Origin of the sequence: Chthonobacter rhizosphaerae, from assembly GCF_013839525.1 — a bacterium.
In the GTDB taxonomy this organism is placed as follows: Bacteria; Pseudomonadota; Alphaproteobacteria; order Rhizobiales; family Pleomorphomonadaceae; genus Chthonobacter; species Chthonobacter rhizosphaerae.
Genome location: NZ_JACDIS010000011.1, coordinates 134,600 through 154,673 on the forward strand (window position 1 = coordinate 134,600; position 20,074 = coordinate 154,673).

A 20,074-nucleotide genomic window follows, 5' to 3' on the forward strand; every position below is an offset into this window, starting at 1 on the left:
GGTCAACGGTTTCGGGTCAGAAGAAGGACGAGGGCGGCCGGATTGGTCTCCAGATACCGCCGGCCGAGGCGCCGCGGCTCCAGGAGCGCGCGCCAGAGCCATTCCAGGCCGAGGCTCTGCATCCAGACCGGCGCGCGCGACCGCCGTCCGGACAGGAAGTCGAACAGCCCGCCGGCCGTCTTCACCACCCCCACCCCGGCGAGCCGGTGCAGGTTGCGGGTCACGAACTCCTGCTCCCGCGGCACGCCCATGCCGATCCACAGGAAGTCCGGCCGGGTCGCGACGATCTCGGCGCACACGGCCGCCTCCTCGTCCGGGCGGATGTAGCCGTGGTGGGTGCCCACGATGGCGGCGTCCGGGTAGAGCGCCTTCAGGTTGGCGGCGGCGGCAGCGATCACGTCCGCGGTCGCGCCCAGCAGGAAGTGGCGCACGCCCGGCCCGGCGGACCGGGCGAACACGTCATGGATGAAGTCGGTGGTGGCGACCCGCTCGGGCAGCGGCCGTCCGCCGGAGAACCGGGACAGGAAGACCATCGGCATGCCGTCCGCATGGATGGCGTCGGCCGTCATCATCTGGGCGCGGAACGCCGGGTCGCGGTCCGCCTCCACCATCACCTGGCCGTTGGCGGACGTGACGTAGAGCGGCGGACGGTCCGACCCGCGGGCCGCGACCGCGAGCGCGATCAAGTCCTCGGCCGAACGGGCCCGGTCCACCACGGCGATCGGCAACCCGCCGATCACCCGAACCGGCCAGAGGCCGGCGAGGTCGCACCGCTTGTCCGGTTGATCCGGAAGCAAGGGGATCGCCGGTGGGGTAAATCGACCCCGTTCAGCCATACTCATGAACGCATCCATTATGTATCGCCACCCAATATAGACGTATGCCTATAACATTTTTTACAAATTTTCCACGCCCGAATAGTCTGATGTCCGGCACGCCGGCGGCTTCTCGGCGCGATATTGAAACACCTCAAGACCTGATGCGCGCGAGACCTTGCTGCAACGCAGCCGTGTCTGGTGCGACGCACAGAAAGAACCTCGTACATGATCCGGCGCGGAGGCCCCGTCGGCGCCGGCCCGTCATGGCACGCCGTGCAGGATGGCCATCACCGGCTGGCCGCCGGTCGGCTTCAGGTGCGCGGCGGCGGCCTGCAGGCGGCCCGGCCGGGTGACGTTCCAGCCGCAGACCAGCACCTGGGCCCCGAACAGGTCGCCGTCCAGGTCGTCGTCTACGTCCGGCGCGACCACGAACAGGATGTCGTAGCGCTTGCGCCCGAAGCCGGAAAGCCGCCCGAACTCCGGGTGGCGCACCAGGTCGGAAAGGCCCATCCCGGCCGGACAGCCCGCATTCACCATCTGGACCCCGGCGGTCGGCTCCTCGAAGCGCACCGCCCGGTCGAGCGGCGCGGCGCCGCTGAGGACGTCGTAGAGGCCCGGGTCCCTCTGGGGGCGTTTCCGGCGGGTTGCGCCGCCCGGCGGGTCCGGCAGCACCACGACCGCGGTCAGGCGCGCCTCGTCGGCAAGGCGGGCCAGGGCCATGGCCACCGCCTCGGCGGCGGCGGCGTCGCCGAGGCCGCACACGAGCACGTGGGATCCGGGACGCATCGCCGCCACCTTCCGGATGACGTCGCCGACCCGGCGCAGCGGCCGGCGCAGGTCGGTCCCGGGCTTCACGGCGATCGGCCGCCCGCCGACGCCCTTCGCCGGGATCTCGGCCACCACCGGCGCGCCGGTCAGGTCCTCCACCTCCTCGGCACTCCGCACCCCGCGCCTCAGGGCGTCCACCGCGATGGCGCCCACGAGGCCGAACAGCAGGGAGGCCACCAGGCCGGCCGGCGCCGCGATGATCGGACTCGGGCGGCTCGACCGGGTCGGCGGCGAGGCGACGGAGACCACCCGCGTGTCGGTCGGCTGCAGGCCGCGCTGGGCGGTGGTCTCCTTGAAGCGGGTGAGCATCTGCTCGTAGAGCGCCCGGTTGGCCGCCGCCTCGCGCTCCAGGTCGCGCAGGCGCACGCTCGCTTCCACGGTGCCGGTGGCGCGGGTCTCGGCGCGGGTCAGTTCCGCCTCCAGGGCCTTGTACTGGGCGTCGGCCGCCTCGAAGGCCGCCCGCGCGTCGGCGGTCCGGCGCTCGATCTCCTGGGCGATCTGCTGCTCCAGGGCGGCGAGGCGCGCGGACGCCTGGCTGAGCCGCGGGTGGCGGTCGCCGTAGACGCGCTGCAGTTGGGCCGCCTGCTGGCGCTCGGCCGCGTACTGGCTCCTGAGAGTCGCCAGGAGGCCGGTCTGGTTGGCCGAGGCGTCCAGATCGGTCGGGCGCTCCCGGCGCATCTGGTCGAAACGGGCGCGGGCCTGTTCGGCGTTCGCCTTGGCGAGGGCGATCTGCTGGCTGAGGTCGGTGAGCCGCCGGTCGTCCACGGTGACGTTCTGCCCGGCGTCGACGATACGGTTGGCCGTGCGATACTCGGCGACCGCCTGTTCCGACGCCACCACGGCCGCCCGGAGGCTCTCGATCCGGCGCTCCAGCCAGCCGGCCGCGTCGTCGGTCGCCTCCCGGCGCGGCTCCACCAGACGGTCCACGAAGGCGCCCGCGGCGGCGTTCGCCACCCGGGCGGCCTTGTCCGGGTCGGCGGAGGAGAAGTTGACGGAGACAAGATAGGTGAGCCCGCGCCGCTCCACCCAGAGGCGCTTGCGGAACGCCGCCATGATGTCGGTCTCGCCCGGCGTCCTGCCGAGGAGGCCGGGGCGGGCGAATTCCGGATCGGCGAAGACGCCGAGATCGCGGGCGATCGGCTTCAGGAAATCGTCCGTCGCGGCGACCGCCACGTAGCTTTCCAGGGCCGCCGTGTCGCCGCCGATCCCCGGTATGACGTCCTCCGTGAGGAGCACCTTCTGATTGCGCGGATCCACCAGCACGAGCGCCGTCGCGGTGTAGCGGGACGGCAGCGCCATGTAGGCGGCCGCAAGGCCGGCGAAGGCCAGCATCGTGAAGGTTGCGATCAGGGCGGCCTTGCGGCGGAGAAAGCCCAGGATGGCGCGCGGGTCCACGAGCCCCGGCAGGGCCGGCTGCGGCGCTCCGGACCCGGTCGAGACGGCGAGCGGCGCCTCCCAGTCGGACTTGCTGCTCGCCGTCATCGTATGCATCGCCTCCACCATATGACAGATTTCCAGGACACGGATTTCTTTATAGCATAGCAATAACGATGCATTTGACCATCGCCGTTCAGATTCGCTTTACCATTACGGTTAAGGCGCGGCCGACGAGAGCTTGAGAAGGACCTGGGGGCGACTCTGATGAGCCTTGCCACATCCGACCCGCCGGCGGGCGGCGCGGGTCCAAGACGCCGCCTGTCCCGGGCGGCGCTGCAGTCGCGCGCGGCGTCCGAGATCGCCGCCACGGCGGGCGTCATCGCCCTCTGCGCCGTCGCGACGGCCTTGCCGCTGGTGCTCCACCTGGTGCACACGGCGCTCGCGGTCTCGGCGGCGCTCGCGGTCTCGGTCGGGATCGGCCTCGCGCTTCCCCGCGCCATGCCGTCGGCGATCCTGTTCAACGCCATGTTCCAGACGATGATCGTCTCGATCCTGTCGCCGGCGCTCTCCACGCCGGACGAGCTGTCCTTCATCCGGGGCTACGGCTTCATCCTGTCGGTCGGCTTCTGGTCGGTAGCGTTCGGCCGGTTCGCGCTCCAGTCCGGCCACTACACGCCGACGGTGCGGCGCCTCGTGCTGGCGTCGACAGCGGTCCTCGCCGTCATCGGCCTCTACATGGCGGCCGGGCTTCCGGCCAACGGTGCGCCGGCGCTCATCTACACGCGCAACTTCGCCCTGCCGATCCTCCTGTTCCAGATCTGCCTGCTCACCGCCGCGCGGGAGCGGGTCGACTTCGGCCGGACCCTCATGGTCCTGGCGGTGCCCTACCTGGCGTTCGGCTATGTGGAGTTCCTCGCCCGCGACGCCTGGATGACGCTCACCAACGGCCGGGCCTTCTGGACGCTCGCGCTGGAGCCCCTGCGCCAGACCGGCGCCTGGATCCACGCCCTGGAGACCACCGGGCGGGTGGTCAAGGACATCACGGACTCCTTCGACATCGTCCTCTTCAACACCGCCTATCTCGCCGAACTCGGCATCAAGGTTGAGCGGCTGTCCGGCCCGAACATCCACGCCATCAGCTACGGCTACTGCCTCGCCTTCCTGGTCCTCTACCTGGTGGCCGGCGGGCGCGGGCTCGTCGCCCTCGCGATCCTGCCGCTCATCGTCTTCGCCAGCGCCAAGGGGGCGATCGTGGTCCTCCTCGTCGTCCTCGGCGGCCTCGTCGCGTCGCGGCTCTTCGGGCCGCGGCTCGGCCTCGCCATGGTGGTCGGCGTCCTCGGCGTCTACGCGGTGGTCAACACGGTGGTGGGCCTCGCCGCCGGCGACTTCCACGTGCTCGGCCTCATGGGCGGGCTCCACGGCTTCCTGGAGCAGCCGCTCGGCTGGGGGATCGGCTACGGCGGCAACCTGGACGCCCAGATGACGCCGACCCAGTGGGAGCAAGCGCAGCGAAACGGCTACACGCCCTATGCGCTGGAGAGTTCCATCGGCGTATTGGTCTACCAGCTCGGCCTCGCCAGCCTGCCCATCCTGGCGTTCTACTGTATTCTGTCATTCATGACATGGCGGCTCTACAGCATCGGGCGAAGCCCCTTCCACGGAATAGCGGCCTTCGGCCTCTTAACCGTACTGGTCAATGGTCTGTTTCAAGAAGAAGCATTGTTCTCTATTTTGGCGATGGGCCTGATGGTGTCCTTCGCCGGCGTGGCTCTCGGGTCCGCCTTCCGGGGCGACCCCGCCCGGACCGACCGGGCCGCGTAGACGGCGCAGGAAAGGCCGCAGGAGAGGGCACATGTCGTCGAATAGCGTGGATCATCCGGCCGGACCGGTGACGATGGCGGCCGGCCGGGCCGTGGCGGGTCGCCGGCCGCTCAGGGTCCTCCTGGTGCAGACCCAGGCGGAGGGCGCCGGCGCCCAGGAGATCACCCGCCTGCTCGCCGCCCGGCTGGAGCGGCGGGGCCTGGAGCCGCACACGCTCTTCTTCTACCGTCGGACCGCCGCCTACGACGGGCAGCCGCGCACGGTGTTCTGCGAAACCGTCCGGCCGACGGGCGTCTTCGGCATGCTGCGCTTCTTCGCCCGCCTGGTCGCCGCCATCCGGCGGATCGATCCGGACGTGGTGCTCACCTACCAGCATTTCGGCAACGTGGTCGGCGCCGCCGCCACCCGCCTCGCCGGCTGGGCGCCGGTGATCGCCAACCAGGTCTCGGCCCAGATGGTCACGCCCGGGCCGATCCGGGCGATCGACGCCCTGTTCGGCCGCCTCGGCCTCTATGCCGGCATCACGGTCAATTCCGCCGCCACCCTGGCGGACTACGCCGGCCACGCGGCCGCGTATCGGCGGCGCATCGTCTCCATCCCGCACGGCTTCGAGAACAAGACCCGGGCGATGCCGAAGGCCGAGGCGCGCGCCGCCCTCGGCCTGCCGCCCGGCGCCACGCTGATCGGCTCCACCGGCCGCCTCCACCCGACCAAGCACTTCGACGCCGCCATCCGGCTCCTGCCGGGCCGGCCGGACTGGCGCTTCGCGGTGGCCGGCCAAGGGGCCGACCGCGACCGGCTGGAGGCCCTCGCGGCGGAGCTCGGCGTCCGGGACCGGCTGATCCTCCTCGGCGAGCTCACGCCCGCAGAGGTCGGCGTCTTCCTCGCCGCGCTCGACGCGTTCGTGTTTCCGTCGCAGGGCGAGACCTTCGGGCTCGCGGTGGTGGAGGCGGCGCAGACCGGCGTCCCGGTGGTGGCCAACGACATCGCGGTCCTTCGCGAGGTCCTGGCGAGCGACGGCGAGCCGGCCGCCCTCTTCGTGGACGTGGACGACACGGCCGCCTTCGCGGCGGCGGTCGACAGGGCCCTTGGCGACGAAGCCGTCAGCGGCGCCATCACGGCCGCCGGACGGCGGCTGGAGCGGCGCTATTCGGTCGACGCCATGGTGGACGCCTATGTGGACCTGATCGACAGGGTCCTTGCCGGGGGGTCGCGCCCGTGATCGTCGCCCTGGCCGTCGATCCCGCCCGCCGCCGCCGCTGGATCGCGGACCTCGCCCGCCGGCTGGAGGCGGCCGGCTTCGCCGTGCGGCTCACCGCGGCGCCGTCCCGTTCGGTGGAGCGCGGCACCGGCCTCCTCCTGGACCTGGAGCGCATGATCCTCCGCCGCCACCGGCCGCTCGGATCGGATCCCGACCCGCTCCACGGCCTTCCCGACCTCGGCCCGGCCGACCGGCCGGACCTCGTGATCGACCTCGGCGCCGACCCGGAGCCCCGGCCGGGCGTTCGCGTCCTCGCGGTCCGCTACGACGGCCTTCCGGGCGAGGACGCCCTCATCGCGCCCCTCCTCGCCGGCCACGTGCCGGCCTTCGAGGTCGTCGACCTGGAGACCGGCGCGATCCTGGAACGCGGCGTCGCCTCGGCCGAGCTCGCCGTCGGGCTCGGCGGCCTCATGGACGCGGTCACCACCCGTCTCGCCGCCCTCCTGGTCGCCCGGCTCCGCCGGCCCGACCGGCCGCACGCCCCGCCCCGGCCGATGGCCGCGCGCGCCGGCCGGCCTCTCGCCTACGCGGCCGGCACCGCCGCCCGCGCCGTCGCTCTTGCGATCTACCGGCTCTGCTGCCACGCGCCCCACTGGCGGGTCGGCTGGCGCATGGTCGCCGGCCCGGGCGTCCTGGAGCGCGGCGACCTCACCGGCGAGCCCTTCCGGGTGCTGCCGGACCCGGGCCGCTGCTTCTACGCGGATCCGTTCGCCGCCACCCACAAGGGCCGGAGCGCCGTGTTCGTCGAAGGCCTCGACCACCGGGTCGGCAGGGGCTTCATCGCGGCCGTGCCGTTCGACGCCGCCGGGCCGACCGGGCCGGCGGTGCCGGTGCTGGAGGAGCCCTGGCACCTTTCCTATCCCTTCCTGTGGCAGGAGGACGGCGAGCTCTACATGCTGCCGGAGAGCGGGCTGGCGAAGCGTCTCGTCGCCTATCGGTGCGTCGAGTTTCCGTTCCGCTGGGAGCCGGTAGCGACGCTTCTCGAGGGCGTGGAGATCGGCGACGCCACCCTGGTGCGTCACGGCGGCCGGCTCTGGCTGTTCGCCGCCGGCCGGGACGGCACGGGCGGCTATTCGGACACCCTCGTGCTCTACAGCGCGGCCAGCCTGTTCGGCCCGTGGGAGCCCCATCCGGGCAACCCGATCCTGGTGGACGTGGCCGAGGCCCGGCCGGCGGGCGCCATCGTGCGGCAGGGCGGCCGGCTGGTGCGGCCGGTCCAGGACTGCACGGACGGCTACGGCGCCGCCCTCGGCCTCGCGGAGATCACCCGGCTCGACGCCACCGGCTACAGCCAGACCGTGGTCAGGACCATCCGCCCCGGCGCCGGCTGGCCCGGCCGCAAGCTCCATACCCTCAACCGGGTCGGCGACCTGGAACTGGTGGACGGCGCGGTGATCCGCCCGAAGCCGGCCCTGCTGATGGGCCTTGCCGACAGGATCCAGGCGCCGGACCGCGCCCTGTCGCCGCCGATAGTGTCCGGCGCCCTGTCCGGCGCGCCCGTCTTCCTGGCCTTCTGACCGATCTTCGGCCAAGCGGCATCCGGTCCGGACGGCCCTCCGCCCGGGTGGTCGTCGCCTTCATGACGGATGGGGGAATCACGCGCGCGGAGAGAGGCCCGGCGGGCTGGTGGTCAGTCGCCGGGCCATCGGGCGCCTTTCGGCGCCGCCACCGAACAGGATCGCCGCCAGGAGGGTCACCGGCCACAGGAGGGCCGTCGGCAGCGCGATGAGGACCGCGGCGGGCACCGTTCGTCCGCGGCCGATCAGTTCGGCGGTCGTCGACGCGAAGAAGACCGACGCGACGAGGCCATAGGCGACGGTCAGGATGATCGTGACGGCGATCGAGATCATGGGCCTCTCCAAAGGTCGGGTCGCTCGGTGCCGCGGCCCGTCGACGCCGCGCCGGTCGGCATCCCCGCAGGATGGCGCCGGGGTCGCTTCGGACAAGCAACGCGCAAGGAGCGGCCTCTATTCCGTTCACCAAGGCTGCTGGCAGGGTCTTAAGAATTTGCTAACGCTGCGGACGCCCCCCGGTTCTCATGGGCCGGCCGCGTCCGGCAGCACCTCGTCGATGCGGACCCAGTCGCCGCCCCGCTGGGTCGACAGGATGCTCGCCTGCATCAGGGCGAGGCTTCGGATGTTGTCCGCCCCGGAGGAGAAGCGCGGCGGCAGGGTGCCGGTGCGGATCGCCTCGGCGCAGGCCGCGATGGTGCCGGCCCGGTCGAAGTGCCGCACGGTCGGCAGCGCCGGCTCCTCGGCGGGCTTCTCCCGGCTGCGCAGCACCACCACGTCGCGCTCGAATCGCTCGTCCCCATGGCCGCGGGAGGTGAACCAGATCTCGCCGTCGGCGCAGTCGAAGGTCCACTCTCCCGCCCAGGCGGTGGCGGCGCCGCCGCTCATCCAGGAGCCGCGGTAGCTCACGATCGTGCCGCCGGCGAACTCAACGGTGGCGACGCCGACCGGGTGGTTGTGGAACGGGCTGCCGGGCAGGTTCCAGGTCCGGCACGAGACCGCGTGCGGCTCGTCCTTCAGCACCATGCGCATCAGGTCGAAATGGTGGATCGACATGTCGGCGAGGAGCGGGTCGGGGAAGTCCCAGTAGCGGTAGCCGATGGTCGGCGCGTGCTGGCGGAACTCGATGCCGACCAGGCTCACGTGGCCGAGGGCCTGCCGCTCGATCAGGTCGGCGGCCAGGATCGGGGCCGGATAGTGCCGGTAGTTCTGGCTCACCATGAGCACCAGGCCTCGGCTCGCCGCAAGGTCCACCAGTTCCCGGGCCTCGTCGATCGTGGTGGTGAACGGCTTCTCGACGATCACGTGCTTGCCGGCGAGGAGCGCCTGCTTGACCACCGGATAGTGCGCCTCGGTGCGCAAGGTGGCGAGCACGAGGTCCGCGTCGGTCGCCGCCAGCGCCTGGTCGAGGGAGGCGAACAGCCGGCTCCTCTCCACGCCCAGCATGGTCTCGATCCGGTCGCGCGCCTCCGCGACCCCGTCCACATAGCCCACCATGTCGATCGTCTCGACGGTCGGGAGCACGCTGGACGCCCAGTCATAGCCCCAGTGGCCGAGCCCGACCTGGATCACCTTCACCATCGTTCTGCCTCGCGTGGGTCTTGCCGGAACGGGCCTGCGGCCGGTCAGCCGCAGCTGACGGCCACCACGGTGCCGCGCCGGTCGGTTTCGAGGGTCAGCCGATCCTCGCGGAAGTCCCGGGTCACGAAGTCACCGGGCCGGACCACCCGGACCTCGCTGGCGCGGGATCGGCGGGCGGCGGCCTCGATCAGCCGGCCGGTCGCCGGCTCGCCGATCGCGAAACGCGCCCGCTCCACCCGGCAGGCCCTATAGCCCGGCCCGGGCCCGCCGTAGACGGGCGGCGGGCCGCCATAACCCGGACTGTCGATCGGGCCGGGGCCGATGCCCGGAGGCGGCGGCGCATCGATCGGCACCGCCACGCAGCCGGCGAACGCGAGCGCGCCGCCGGCGGCGAGCATCCGCAGGCGGCGTCCGAAGGTCGGGATCGGTCCGGCAGGCATGGCGCGCGTCTCCTGTGGCGGGTCGTCGAGCGGCCGCGTCGACGGCCTCGCTCAGGAACGGACGCCGGGAGCGGGTTGTTCCCGCCGGACAGCAAGATGAGCGGGGTTCCCGCCGGACGGCAGGATCGGAGCCTCGAGCCGGGCGCTGCCGGCCCGGCCCATCCGGAAGGCGGTCGCCGCGCGGTGGTCCTTTTGGCGCTTTTCGTCAGGCGCCCGCCGTGCGTTCGTCCGGCCGTCGCCGGGCGAACCATCGCCGGATCAGCGGCGGCAAAAGGAGGAGAAGCACCGCCACGACGAGGAGCGACGCCGCCAGGGGCCGGGTGGCGAACACGGTCAGGTCGCCCTGCGAGGTGATCATCGCCCGGCGGAACTCCTGCTCGGCGAGCGGCCCCAGGATGAGGCCGATGATCACCGGCGCGGTCGGGAAATCGTAGAGCCGCATCAGGAGGCCCACGACCCCGATAGCGAGGAGAAGCCCGAGGTCGAACACGGACCGGCTGACCCCGTAGGTGCCCACCATGGCGAACACCAGGATGCCGGCGAACAGCCAGGGCTTCGGCACCTGCAGCACCTTCACCCAGAGGCCGATCAGCGGCAGGTTGAGCACCAGCAGCATCACGTTCGCCACGTAGAGGCTGGCGATCAGGCCCCACACCAGGTCGCCGTGGCTGTTGAGGAGCATCGGTCCCGGGTTGATGTTGTAGCTCTGGAGCGCCGACAGCATGATGGCGGCGGTCGCGGACGTGGGCAGGCCGAGCGTCAGCATCGGCACCAGCACGCCCGCGGCGGCCGCGTTGTTGGCCGCCTCGGGCCCGGCGACGCCCTCGATGGCGCCGCGGCCGAACTCCTCCGGCTTCCGGGACAGGCGCCGCTCGGTGTAGTAGGAGAGGAGCGTCGGCAGTTCGGCGCCGCCCGCCGGCAGGGCGCCGATCGGAAATCCGATCAGGGTGCCGCGGATCCATCCCTTCCAGGACCGGCTCCAGTCCTCCCGGCTCATCCACACAGAGCCCGCCACGGGCACGATCTCGTCCCGGCCCATCCAATGGCGGCCGGCGAGGTAGAAGGTTTCGCCGACGGCGAAGAGGCCGACCGTCACGACGATCACGTCGATGCCGTCGAGGAGTTCCGGCACGCCGAAGGTGAACCGTGCCTGTCCGGTCTGCAGGTCGATGCCGACGAGCCCGAGAAGGAGGCCCATGAAGAGGCTGGTCAGGCCCCGCACGCGGCTGTCGCCGAGCACCGCCGACACGGCCACGAAGGCCACCACCATCAGGGCGAAGTATTCCGGCGGGCCGAACTTCAGCGCCACGTCCACGATCAGCGGCGCCAGGAAGGTGATGCCGACCACCCCGAAGGTGCCGGCCACGAACGAGCCGATCGCGGCGGTCGCCAGCGCCTGGCCGCCCCGCCCGCGCCGGGCCATCTTGTGACCTTCGAGCGCCGTCACGATGGTGGCGCTCTCGCCGGGCGTGTTGATCAGGATCGACGTGGTCGAGCCGCCGAACATGGCGCCGAAATAGATGCCCGAGAACAGGATCAACGCGTTGGTTGCCTCCACCTTGAAGGTGATCGGCAGGAGGAGCGCGATGGTGAGCGCCGGGCCGAGGCCGGGCAGCACGCCGACGGCCGTGCCGAGCGTCACGCCGACGATGCACCACAGGAGCGCGACCGGCGTCAGCGCGATGGAGAAGCCGTGCGCCAGTTGGGCGAGCGCGTCCATCAGAGGAACCTCTCGATGAGGCCGTCGCCCATGCGCAGGCCGAGCAGCTTGGCGAAGAGCAGGTAGGTCGCGAAGGCGATCGAGAAGCCGATGAGCGCGGACAGCCAGATGCGCCGCTCCCCGAAGGCCAGGGTGGCGAGGGTGAAGAGCGCGGTGGCGGCGAGGATGAAGCCGGCTGGGCCGACCAGCGCCATCGCGGCCACGAAGCCCGCCACGAGGAGACCGATCGCCTTCATGTCGAGCCGCTCGTCCGGCCTGTCGGTCGCCTCCGACTGCCAGCGCCCGCGCCAGGCGTCGAGGCCGAGGAGGAGGCCGAGCAGCACGAGGCCGGCCCCGACCGTGTACGGGAAGGCGGTCGGCCCGACCCTCGCGTACATGGGCGAGGTGGGGGCCGCCAGGGTGGCGGCGATCACGCCGAGGCCGACGGCGGACACCGCCAGGGAAATGACCAGCGGGCCAGGGCGGACATGGCTCGGCATCCCGGGATCTCCAAGGACGAGGGCTGGAACGGCGGCGACGGGGCGCGCGCCTGCGGGTCGGCCGCAGCATGGCGCCGCATGCCGGCGCCCTGTGGCCGGGGAGGCGGCTCCGGCCGCCTCCCGTCTGACGAAGCCCGGCCGACGTCGCCGGGGGCGGCGAAAGCCGCGGGTCGGCGCCCGCTACATCGGGCGCCCGTGCGTCGATCGATCAGGCGAGCCCGAGCGACTGGAGGATGCCGGTGATCCGGGTGACCTCCTCGTCGATGGTGGCCTGGAACTGCTCGGCCGGCTGGTAGACGTCCAGCCACTCGCGCTTCTTCACCTCGGCCTGCCATTCGGGCGATTTCACCATCGCCTCCACGAGCGCCGACAGCTTGGCCTTGTCCTCGTCGCTGATCTCCGGCGGGGCGAAGACGCCACGCCAGTTGGTGAACACCACGTCGACGCCCTGCTCCTTGAACGTCGGCACGTCGATGCCGGCAATGCGCTCCTCGGCCGAGATGCCGAGCGCCCGGATGGCGCCGGCCGCGATCTGCTCGGAGAACTCGCCCCAGCCGGAGATGCCGCACGAGACCTGGTTGCCGAGGATCGCCGCCTGGGCCTCGCCGCCGCCCGAATAGGCCACGTAGGCGAGCTTGGTCACGTCCGCTCCCACCGCCTTGGCGACGAGGCCGGCCGTGATGTGGTCGGTGCCGCCGGCCGAACCGCCGGCCCAGGTCACCGCCGCCGTGTCGGCCTTCAGCGCCGCCACCAGGTCCTGCAGCGTCTGGAACGGGCTCTCCTTCGGCACCACGATCACCTCCGTCTCGCCGATCAGGCGGGCGATGGGGGTGACCATGGACAGGTCGACGGGGCTCTTGTTGGCGATGATGGCGCCGATCATCACGAGGCCGCTCACCATCAGGCCGTCGCCCTGGCCGCCCCACTGGTTGATGAACTGCGGCAGGCCGACGGTGCCGCCTGCGCCGCCCACGTTGGTCACCTGGGCCGAGCCGATCAGGCCGGCGGTGCGCATCACCTGCTCCATGGTGCGGGCGGTCTGGTCCCAGCCGCCGCCCGGGTTGGCGGGCACGAAGAAGCGCACCTGCTCCAGGATCTGCTCGGCGCGGGCGAGCCGGCCCGTCAGCGGCAGCGCCGCCAGCGTGGCCGCGAGGGTGAGGAAATGACGACGATCGAGATGCATCTGCGGCTCCTCCCTGTGCGTGGTCCGGCAGCCTCGGTCGGGCCGGCGGAACGGCGTTCGCGGCACTCGCCGGGACCGACCCGGCCCAGGCGGACCGTGCTCGCGCGCCTTGTTCTCCACTCGGAACTCCCATAAGCCGCCTCCACGGCCCAGGGTCCGATCCTGCATGGCTAACGTGTCATCCTGTCTGGATCCTGTCACGCCGTATGGGCCCTTGCGGCGGGACCCGGCCGTCTGCCACCCTGCCGGCAGCCGCCATCCGTGCCGCCGTCGAGGCGGTCCCACCCCCGACGGCCGCCACGGCTGCCAGACCTCGGACCCCGCCATGCCGATCCCGCCCGGAACCGCGCGCCCCGTCCGGCCCTCCCGCGCGGCGGCCGTCGTCCTCGCGGGCCTCCTCGCCGCCGGCCTGGCGGCGTTCGCCGGCCCCGCCCGGGCGGAGACGCTGGTGATCGCCGGCTCCACGGACCGGAGCGCCATGGAACCGCTGATCGCGGGCTTCCGCGCCGCCAACCCGGACGTGGAGCTCGCCTATGTGGAGCGGGACACGGTCGCGCTCTTTGCGGCGGTCGTGGACGGCGCGCTCGATCCCGCGCCGGACGTGGTCATCAGTTCCGCCGCCGACCTGCAGATCCGGCTCGCCAACGACGGCCACTCGCGCCCCTACCGGTCGAACGCCACCGCCCGCCTGCCGGAGTGGGCGCGCTGGCGCGACGAGGCGTTCGGCTTCACCTTCGAGCCGCTCGTCTTCGTCACCAACCCGTCGCTCCTGCCGGGGGACGCGGCGCCGCGCACCCGCGCCGCCCTGGCGGACCTGATCCGGAGCCGGCCGGACCTCAAGGGCCGGGTCGCCACCTACGACGTGGCGACGAGCGGCGTCGGCTACCTCCTGTCGTCCATCGACAGCATCCTGATGAGCGACTACTGGCCCTTCGTGGCGGAAGTCAGCGAGGGCGGCCTCCTCACCTTCTGCTGCACGTCCGACGTCATCGACGCGGTCGCGGACGGCCGGGCCGCGGTCGGCTACAATGTGCTCGGCTCCTACGCGTGGGCGCGCCAGGCGGCCGGCACGCCCATCGACATCCTCTACCCGGAGGACTTCATGACCGTGGTCAGCCGGGTCGCGCTCCTCACCCGCACCGGCGAAAGCCCGCGGGCGGCGGAGCGCTTCCTCGACTGGCTCCTGTCCGCCGACGCCCAGCGGGTGCTCGCCCACGAGGCCCTCCTGTCGGCGATCGACGACCGGATCGCGGACGGCCTCGGCCAGACCAGCATCCGCGACGCCGCCCAGGGGCCGATCCGGCCGATCGGCCTCAACGCCCAGCTCCTTGCCATGACGGACCCGCTCCGGCGCGCCCGCTTCATCGCGCTCTGGACCTCGGTGGTGCGCAAACCCTGACGGAACCGCCGCCCTTGGCGCAGCCGCGCCCTCCGGTGTCGCGCCCCTTCTTTGCGCGCGGACCGTCGCCCTGTCACACTGGATCGGAGAGTCGCCCGAAAGAGGCGACGCCACGCCCCTTCGAGGAGATGCCCGCCATGACGCCGCCCGTGCCCCCCGCCGCGTCCGCCGCCGACGACGCCCGGCTCGCCATGCTGGCCGACCTGGAGCGGCGGGTCTCCTTCCTGTCCGCCTGGACGATCCATGCCGCCAATCACCTCCGCGACAACCCGGACGGCCTCAAGGTCGGCGGCCACCAGGCCTCCAGCGCGTCGCTCGCCACCATCCTGACCGCGCTCTACTTCGCCGTCCTGAAGCCGGAGGACCGGGTGGCCGTGAAGCCGCACGCGAGCCCGGTCTTCCACGCCATCCAGTATCTCCTCGGCCGCCAGACGCGCGAGAAGCTTCAGGCCTTCCGGGCCTTCGGCGGCGCCCAGAGCTATCCGTCGCGCACCAAGGACGGCGGCACGGTGGACTTCTCCACCGGCTCGGTCGGCCTCGGTGTCGCCCAGACGCTCTTCTCCTCCCTCGCCCAGGACTATGTGCGCGCCAAGGGCTGGACCGGCGCCCATCCCGAAGGCCGCATGGTGGCCCTCGTCGGCGACGCCGAGATGGACGAGGGCAACATCTTCGAGGCCCTCCTGGAAGGCTGGAAGCACGGCCTCAGGAACTGCTGGTGGATCGTCGACTACAACCGCCAGAGCCTCGACGCGGTGATCCGCGAGGGTCTCTGGTCCCGGTTCGAGAGCGTCTTCCGCAACTTCGACTGGGACGTGGTGGTGCTGAAATACGGCCGTCTCCTGGAGGCCGCCTTCGCCGAGCCCGGCGGCGAGCGCCTGCGCGCCTGGATCGACGCCTGCCCGAACCAGCTCTATTCGGCGCTCTGCTTCCAGGGCGGCGGCGCCTGGCGCAAGCGCCTCCTCGACGACATCGGCGACCAGGGCCCCGTCACCGCCCTCATCGAGGCGCGCGACGACGACGCGCTCGCCCGCCTGATGACCAACCTCGCCGGCCACGACACGGCGACGCTGCTGGAGGCCTTCGCCAAGGCCTCCACCCACGACCGGCCCACCTGCTTCATCGCCTACACGATCAAGGGCCACGGCCTGCCGCTCGCCGGCCACAAGGACAACCACGCCGGCCTGATGACGCCCGCCCAGATGGACGTCTACCGGGCCGCCTGCGGCGTCCGGCCCGGCCACGAGTGGGAGCCCTTCGAGGGCGCCCGGCACGACCCGGCCGATCTTGGCGCGTTCCTGTCGACCATCCCCTACGCCGGGCCGCGCCCCGCCCGGCAGGTGGAGCCGGTCCCGGTGCCGGACCGGCTGCCGACGCCGCCCGCGGCCGGCAAGCCGGTGTCGACCCAGATGGGGTTCGGCCAGATCCTCCACGAGATCGCCCGCGGCGACAGCGACCTCGCCGACCGCATCGTCACCACGTCGCCGGACGTGACCGTCTCCACCAACCTCGGCCCGTTCGTGAACCGGCGCGGCCTCTTCGCCAAGGACGACCGGCGCGACCTCTTCAAGGCCGAGCGCATCCCGTCCACCTTCGCGTGGGACTTCTCGCCGAAGGGGCAGCATTTCGAGCTCGGCATCGCGGAGAGCAATCTCTTCCTCATGCTGTCCGCCCTAGGCCTCTCCCACGCCATCAACGGCGAGCGGCTGCTCCCCGTCGGCACCCTCTACGACCCCTTCATCCTGCGCGGCGCCGACGCGCTCAACTACGCCTGCTACCAGGACGCCCGCTTCCTCCTGGTGGCGACCCCGTCCGGCGTCACGCTCGCCCCGGAGGGCGGCGCGCACCAGTCCATCGCGACGCCGCTCGTCGGCATGGCCCAGGATCGGCTCGCCGCCTTCGAGCCCGCCTTCGTGGACGAGCTCGCCGTGGTGATGCGCTTCGCCTTCGACTACATGCAGCGGGACGGGGACGGCGACCCGGACGAGCGCACGTGGCTGCGCGACCAGACGGGCGGCTCCGTCTACCTCCGCCTCTCCACCCGCCCGGTGGAGCAGCCGTCGCGGGAGATGACCGACGATCTCGCCGACGCCGTTGTGGACGGCGCCTACTGGCTGCGCGAGCCGGGCCCGAACGCCGAGGCGGTGATCGTCTACCAGGGGGCCGTCGCCCCGGAGGCGATCCGGGCGACGGGCCTCCTCGCCGAGGACCGGCGCGACATCGGCCTCCTCGCCGTCACCTCGGCGGACCGGCTGAACGCCGGCTGGACCGCGGCGGCCCGGGCCCGCGAGCGCGGCCTCGTCCATGCCCGCGCCCACGTGGAACGACTCCTCGACCCCCTGCCGCGCCACTGCGGCCTCGTCACGGTGATCGACGGCCATCCGGCGACGCTCGGCTGGCTCGGCGCCGTCGCCGGCCACCGCACCCGCTCGCTCGGCGTGGAGCATTTCGGCCAGACCGGCACGGTGGACGACCTCTACCGCCACTATGGCGTCGACGCCGCCGGCATCATGCGGGCCGTGGAGGCGCTCGCCCCGGAACGCCCGGTCCGTCACATCCGGGCGGCCGGCTGAGGGCTGTCACCGGCCCGCCGGCGGCCTTCTGCCATGCCAAGCCCGTCAAGGCCCGACCTGTCGAGCCTTGACGGGCGCCGGGAGGCCCGGGCGCGCGCCGGCCGGCCGGGACGTCACGCTCGCGACGGATCAGTGATAGCCGGAGGACTGCACGTCCTCCTCCACCTTGCCGCGGAACACGTAGTAGGCGTAGGCCGTGTAGAGGAAGGTCAGCGGCATCACCACCGAATAGCCGATCAGCGCGAAGATCTGCGCCTCCGGGGCGCTCGCGGCGTCCCAGATCGTCATGGTCGGCGGGATGAGATACGGGAACAGGCTGACGGCGAGGCCGAGGAAGCCGAGAAGGAACAGCAGGATCGACAGAAAGAAGGGCGCCCGGTGGCCGTAGCCGCGCAGGGACCGCCAGATCCCGAAGGCGGTGAGCCCGGTCAGGATCGGCACGGGCGCCAGGAAGGCGATGTTCGGCCAGGAGAACCAGCGCCGCTCGATCTCCAGCCCCAGGAAGGGCACCCAGAGGCTGATCACCGCCATCATCACGATGGTGCCGAGCAGGAACTGTTCCGCCTTGCGGCGCGCCCAGAGCTCCAGGTCGCCCGTCGTCTTCATCACGCACCAGGTGGCGCCGAGGAGGCCGTAGCCCATAACGAGGCCGACGCCGGTCGCCATGCTGAACGGCGTCAGCCAGTCGAAGGTGCCGCCGGCGAACTGCCGGCCGTCCACCTCGAAGCCCTGCACGAAGGCGCCCAGCACCACGCCCTGCGCGAAGGTCGCCAGCAGCGATCCGTAGTGGAACGCGTAGTCCCAGACGTATCTGGAGGATTCCGCCTTGAAGCGGAACTCGAAGGCTACCCCGCGGAAGATGAGAGCGATCAGCATCACGAGGAGCGGGATGTAGAGCGCCGGCAACAGGATCGCATAGGCGAGATAGAAGACCGCCAGCAGGCCGCCGCCGCCGAGGATCAGCCAGGTCTCGTTGCCGTCCCAGATCGGCGCGACGGACAGCATCATCCGGTCGCGCCAGTTCTCCGTCCGGGCGGCGGTGAACAGAATGCCGACCCCGAGGTCGAAGCCGTCCACCACCACATACATGGCGACCGCGACGGCGATCAGCCCGGCCCAGACGAGCGGCAGCCAGAGCCCGGGCCCGGTGAGCCCCTCCGGCGCGAAGGCGGTGACGAGATCCATCATCGGCGTGGCCCTTCCCTCATTCGGCCGGATTGACGCGGCGGCCGGGACGGCCCTCCAGGCTCTCGTCCGGATAGGAGAAGGGCCGCTTGGGCTTGCGGTCGATGCGCTCGTCGAAGTCGGCCCCGCGCGCCGCCTCCTCGATGGGCTCCGGCCCCTTGCGCAGGAGCTTCGCCAGGTAGTAGCTGCCGAAGCCGAACACCACCGCATAGGCGAGCACGAAGCACACGAGCGAAATCGTCACGGCCCCCGCCGTCACCGGCGACAGCGCATCGGCGGTGCGCAGCTGGCCGTAGACGATCCAGGGTTGGCGGCCGATCTCGGCGGTGAACCAGCCGGCGAGCACCGCCCCGAAGCCCGAGGGCGTCATCAGCATGGTGGCGGTCAGGAAGGGGCGGTTGGTGAAGAGGGTGCCGCGCCAGCGCAGGTAGAGGCTCCAGGCGCTGATGCCGAGCATCAGGAACCCGAGCCCGACCATCACCCGGAAGGCGAAGAACACCGGCAGCACCGGCGGCCGCTCGTCGCGCGGCACGTCCTTCAGTCCCGGCACCACCCCGTCGTAGGCGTGCGTCAGCACCCAGGAGCCGAGCTTCGGGATGCCGATCTCGTAATGGTTTGTCTCCGCCTCCTCGTCCGGGATGGCGAACAGGCGGAGCGGCATGTTGGCCTGCCGCTCCCAGTTCCCTTCCATGGCGGCGAGCTTGGTCGGCTGCTGCGCCAGGACGCCGAGGCCGTGGAGGTCGCCGAGCACGATCTGGATCGGGGTGCAGATCACCGCGAACCAGAGCGCCATGGAGAGCGACCGGCGCGCGCCGATCACCTTCTCGGCCGGCACCTCGCGGGCGCGCAGGATCATCCAGGCGGACATGCCGGCGACCGCGAAGGCGGTGGTCAGATAGCAGCCCATCACCATGTGGGCGTAGCGGTAGGGGAAGGACGGGTTGAAGATGATCTTGAACCAGTCGACCGGCAGCGCGATCCCGTTCTCGATCCGAAAGCCGTCCGGCGTCTGCATCCAGCTGTTCGCCGACAGGATCCAGAAGGCCGACACCAGCGTCCCGAGCGCCACCATGCAGGTGGCGAAGAAATGGAGCCGGTTGCCCACCCGCTCCCAGCCGAACAGCATGATGCCGAGAAAGCCCGCCTCCAGGAAGAAGGCCGTGATCACCTCGTACTGGATCACCGGCCCCAGGATGTTGCCGACGAATTCCGCGTAGCGCGACCAGTTGGTGCCGAACTGGAAGCTCATCACGATGCCGGACACGACGCCGAGGCCGAACGACACCGCGAAGATCTTGACCCAGAAGCGGAACAGGTTGCGGTAGAGCGCCTCGCCGGTCCGCAGCCAGTTGAACTCGAGCGCGACGAGAAAGCTGGCGAGACCGATCGTGAAGGCGGGGAAGATGATGTGGAAGGAGATCGTGAAGGCGAACTGGATGCGCGACAGCATCAGGACATCGAGTTCCATCACGGCTCTCCCGGTTGGTCCTGTCCCTAACCGGCCAAGGCCAAGTCCGTTCGCCGGACGCCGAAACAATTTTCCACCGGAAGGCATTGCAGACCGGGACCGACCGTCTCCCCACTCGCCCCATCCCGTCCGACGGCCCCACCCGGACCGTCCCACCCGGCGCAAGCGCTTCCTCGCCGCGGCCGCCCCCTCCCCGCAGCCGTCATGGTGCGCGTCTGGCGCACCATCCACGCATTCGTCGGCCGCCGGGCGATTCATCGCCGGACGCCGTGGCCTCCGCCTCCCCCTCAGCCGTCATGGTGCGCTTCAAGCGCACCGTCCACGCATTCGTCGGCCGCCGCTCGAGAATGTCCCGCGGAGCAGCAGGCGTTCCCTCCGACGACCCGCGCCGTCATGGTGCGCGTCTGGCGCACCATCCACGCATTCGTCGGCC

Annotated in this window: 15 protein-coding genes; 5 read left to right on the forward strand and 10 right to left on the reverse strand. The window is 71.6% G+C overall.

The genetic code is table 11. The annotated features are described in order from the left end of the window. Nucleotides 1–2: 2 nt before the first annotated feature. Together HND91_RS18135 and HND91_RS18140 are read right to left on the reverse strand one after the other, a co-directional pair. Complete coding sequence (locus HND91_RS18135; RefSeq protein WP_246329564.1) at nt 3–797, reverse strand: WecB/TagA/CpsF family glycosyltransferase; 795 nt, start codon at nt 795–797, stop codon at nt 3–5. Between the two features lie 282 nt (nt 798–1,079). After that, nucleotides 1,080–3,128: a GumC family protein gene (locus HND91_RS18140; protein WP_181708013.1), complete on the reverse strand. Its 2,049-nt coding sequence runs from the start codon at nt 3,126–3,128 to the stop codon at nt 1,080–1,082. A gap of 159 nt (nt 3,129–3,287) precedes the next feature. On the opposite strand from HND91_RS18140, the gene HND91_RS18145 reads away from it, so the two are divergent. The 3 genes from HND91_RS18145 to HND91_RS18155 are packed head-to-tail and all read left to right on the forward strand — an operon-like array spanning nt 3,288 to nt 7,622. Further along, a complete protein-coding gene (locus tag HND91_RS18145; RefSeq protein WP_181708014.1) occupies nt 3,288–4,844 on the forward strand; it encodes a hypothetical protein in 1,557 nt (518 codons plus the stop codon). 31 nt (nt 4,845–4,875) lie between these two features. Continuing rightward, nucleotides 4,876–6,066, forward strand: coding sequence for a glycosyltransferase family 4 protein (locus HND91_RS18150; protein WP_246329565.1), 1,191 nt, complete (start codon nt 4,876–4,878; stop codon nt 6,064–6,066). Continuing rightward, nucleotides 6,063–7,622: a glucosamine inositolphosphorylceramide transferase family protein gene (locus tag HND91_RS18155; protein WP_181708015.1), complete on the forward strand. Its 1,560-nt coding sequence runs from the start codon at nt 6,063–6,065 to the stop codon at nt 7,620–7,622. The genes HND91_RS18150 and HND91_RS18155 overlap by 4 nt, the downstream gene beginning before the upstream one ends. Nucleotides 7,623–7,700: 78 nt before the next feature. Here the strand turns inward: HND91_RS18155 and HND91_RS18160 are convergent, their stop codons facing one another. From HND91_RS18160 to HND91_RS18185, 6 genes are all read right to left on the reverse strand, one after another. Further along, nucleotides 7,701–7,955 carry a hypothetical protein gene (locus HND91_RS18160; protein WP_181708016.1) on the reverse strand — a complete coding sequence of 85 codons (255 nt, stop codon included), beginning with the start codon at nt 7,953–7,955 and terminating at the stop codon, nt 7,701–7,703. Between the two features lie 186 nt (nt 7,956–8,141). Next, nucleotides 8,142–9,197, reverse strand: coding sequence for a Gfo/Idh/MocA family protein (locus tag HND91_RS18165; protein WP_181708017.1), 1,056 nt, complete (start codon nt 9,195–9,197; stop codon nt 8,142–8,144). A gap of 44 nt (nt 9,198–9,241) precedes the next feature. After that, complete coding sequence (locus HND91_RS18170; RefSeq protein WP_181708018.1) at nt 9,242–9,637, reverse strand: I78 family peptidase inhibitor; 396 nt, start codon at nt 9,635–9,637, stop codon at nt 9,242–9,244. A gap of 205 nt (nt 9,638–9,842) precedes the next feature. Then, nucleotides 9,843–11,357: a tripartite tricarboxylate transporter permease gene (locus HND91_RS18175; protein WP_181708019.1), complete on the reverse strand. Its 1,515-nt coding sequence runs from the start codon at nt 11,355–11,357 to the stop codon at nt 9,843–9,845. Beyond that, the gene (locus HND91_RS18180) at nt 11,357–11,836 is read right to left on the reverse strand and encodes a tripartite tricarboxylate transporter TctB family protein (protein WP_181708020.1); all 480 of its coding nucleotides are present in this window, start codon (nt 11,834–11,836) and stop codon (nt 11,357–11,359) included. The genes HND91_RS18175 and HND91_RS18180 overlap by 1 nt, the downstream gene beginning before the upstream one ends. Nucleotides 11,837–12,044: 208 nt before the next feature. Next, entirely contained in the window at nt 12,045–13,019 is a 975-nt protein-coding gene (locus HND91_RS18185) for a Bug family tripartite tricarboxylate transporter substrate binding protein (protein ID WP_181708021.1), read from the reverse strand. A 325-nt stretch (nt 13,020–13,344) separates the two neighbouring features. Here HND91_RS18185 and HND91_RS18190 point away from each other — a divergent pair, with 325 nt between their 5' ends. Beyond that, nucleotides 13,345–14,418, forward strand: coding sequence for an ABC transporter substrate-binding protein (locus HND91_RS18190; protein WP_181708022.1), 1,074 nt, complete (start codon nt 13,345–13,347; stop codon nt 14,416–14,418). Between the two features lie 137 nt (nt 14,419–14,555). Next, nucleotides 14,556–16,988 carry a transketolase-like TK C-terminal-containing protein gene (locus tag HND91_RS18195; protein WP_181708023.1) on the forward strand — a complete coding sequence of 811 codons (2,433 nt, stop codon included), beginning with the start codon at nt 14,556–14,558 and terminating at the stop codon, nt 16,986–16,988. Nucleotides 16,989–17,117: 129 nt separating this feature from the next. Here HND91_RS18195 and cydB read toward each other — a convergent pair whose 3' ends face one another. Then, the gene (gene cydB, locus HND91_RS18200; protein WP_281379130.1) at nt 17,118–18,176 is read right to left on the reverse strand and encodes a cytochrome d ubiquinol oxidase subunit II; all 1,059 of its coding nucleotides are present in this window, start codon (nt 18,174–18,176) and stop codon (nt 17,118–17,120) included. A gap of 16 nt (nt 18,177–18,192) precedes the next feature. Continuing rightward, complete coding sequence (locus HND91_RS18205) at nt 18,193–19,641, reverse strand: cytochrome ubiquinol oxidase subunit I (protein ID WP_181708024.1); 1,449 nt, start codon at nt 19,639–19,641, stop codon at nt 18,193–18,195. Nucleotides 19,642–20,074 lie beyond the last annotated feature (433 nt).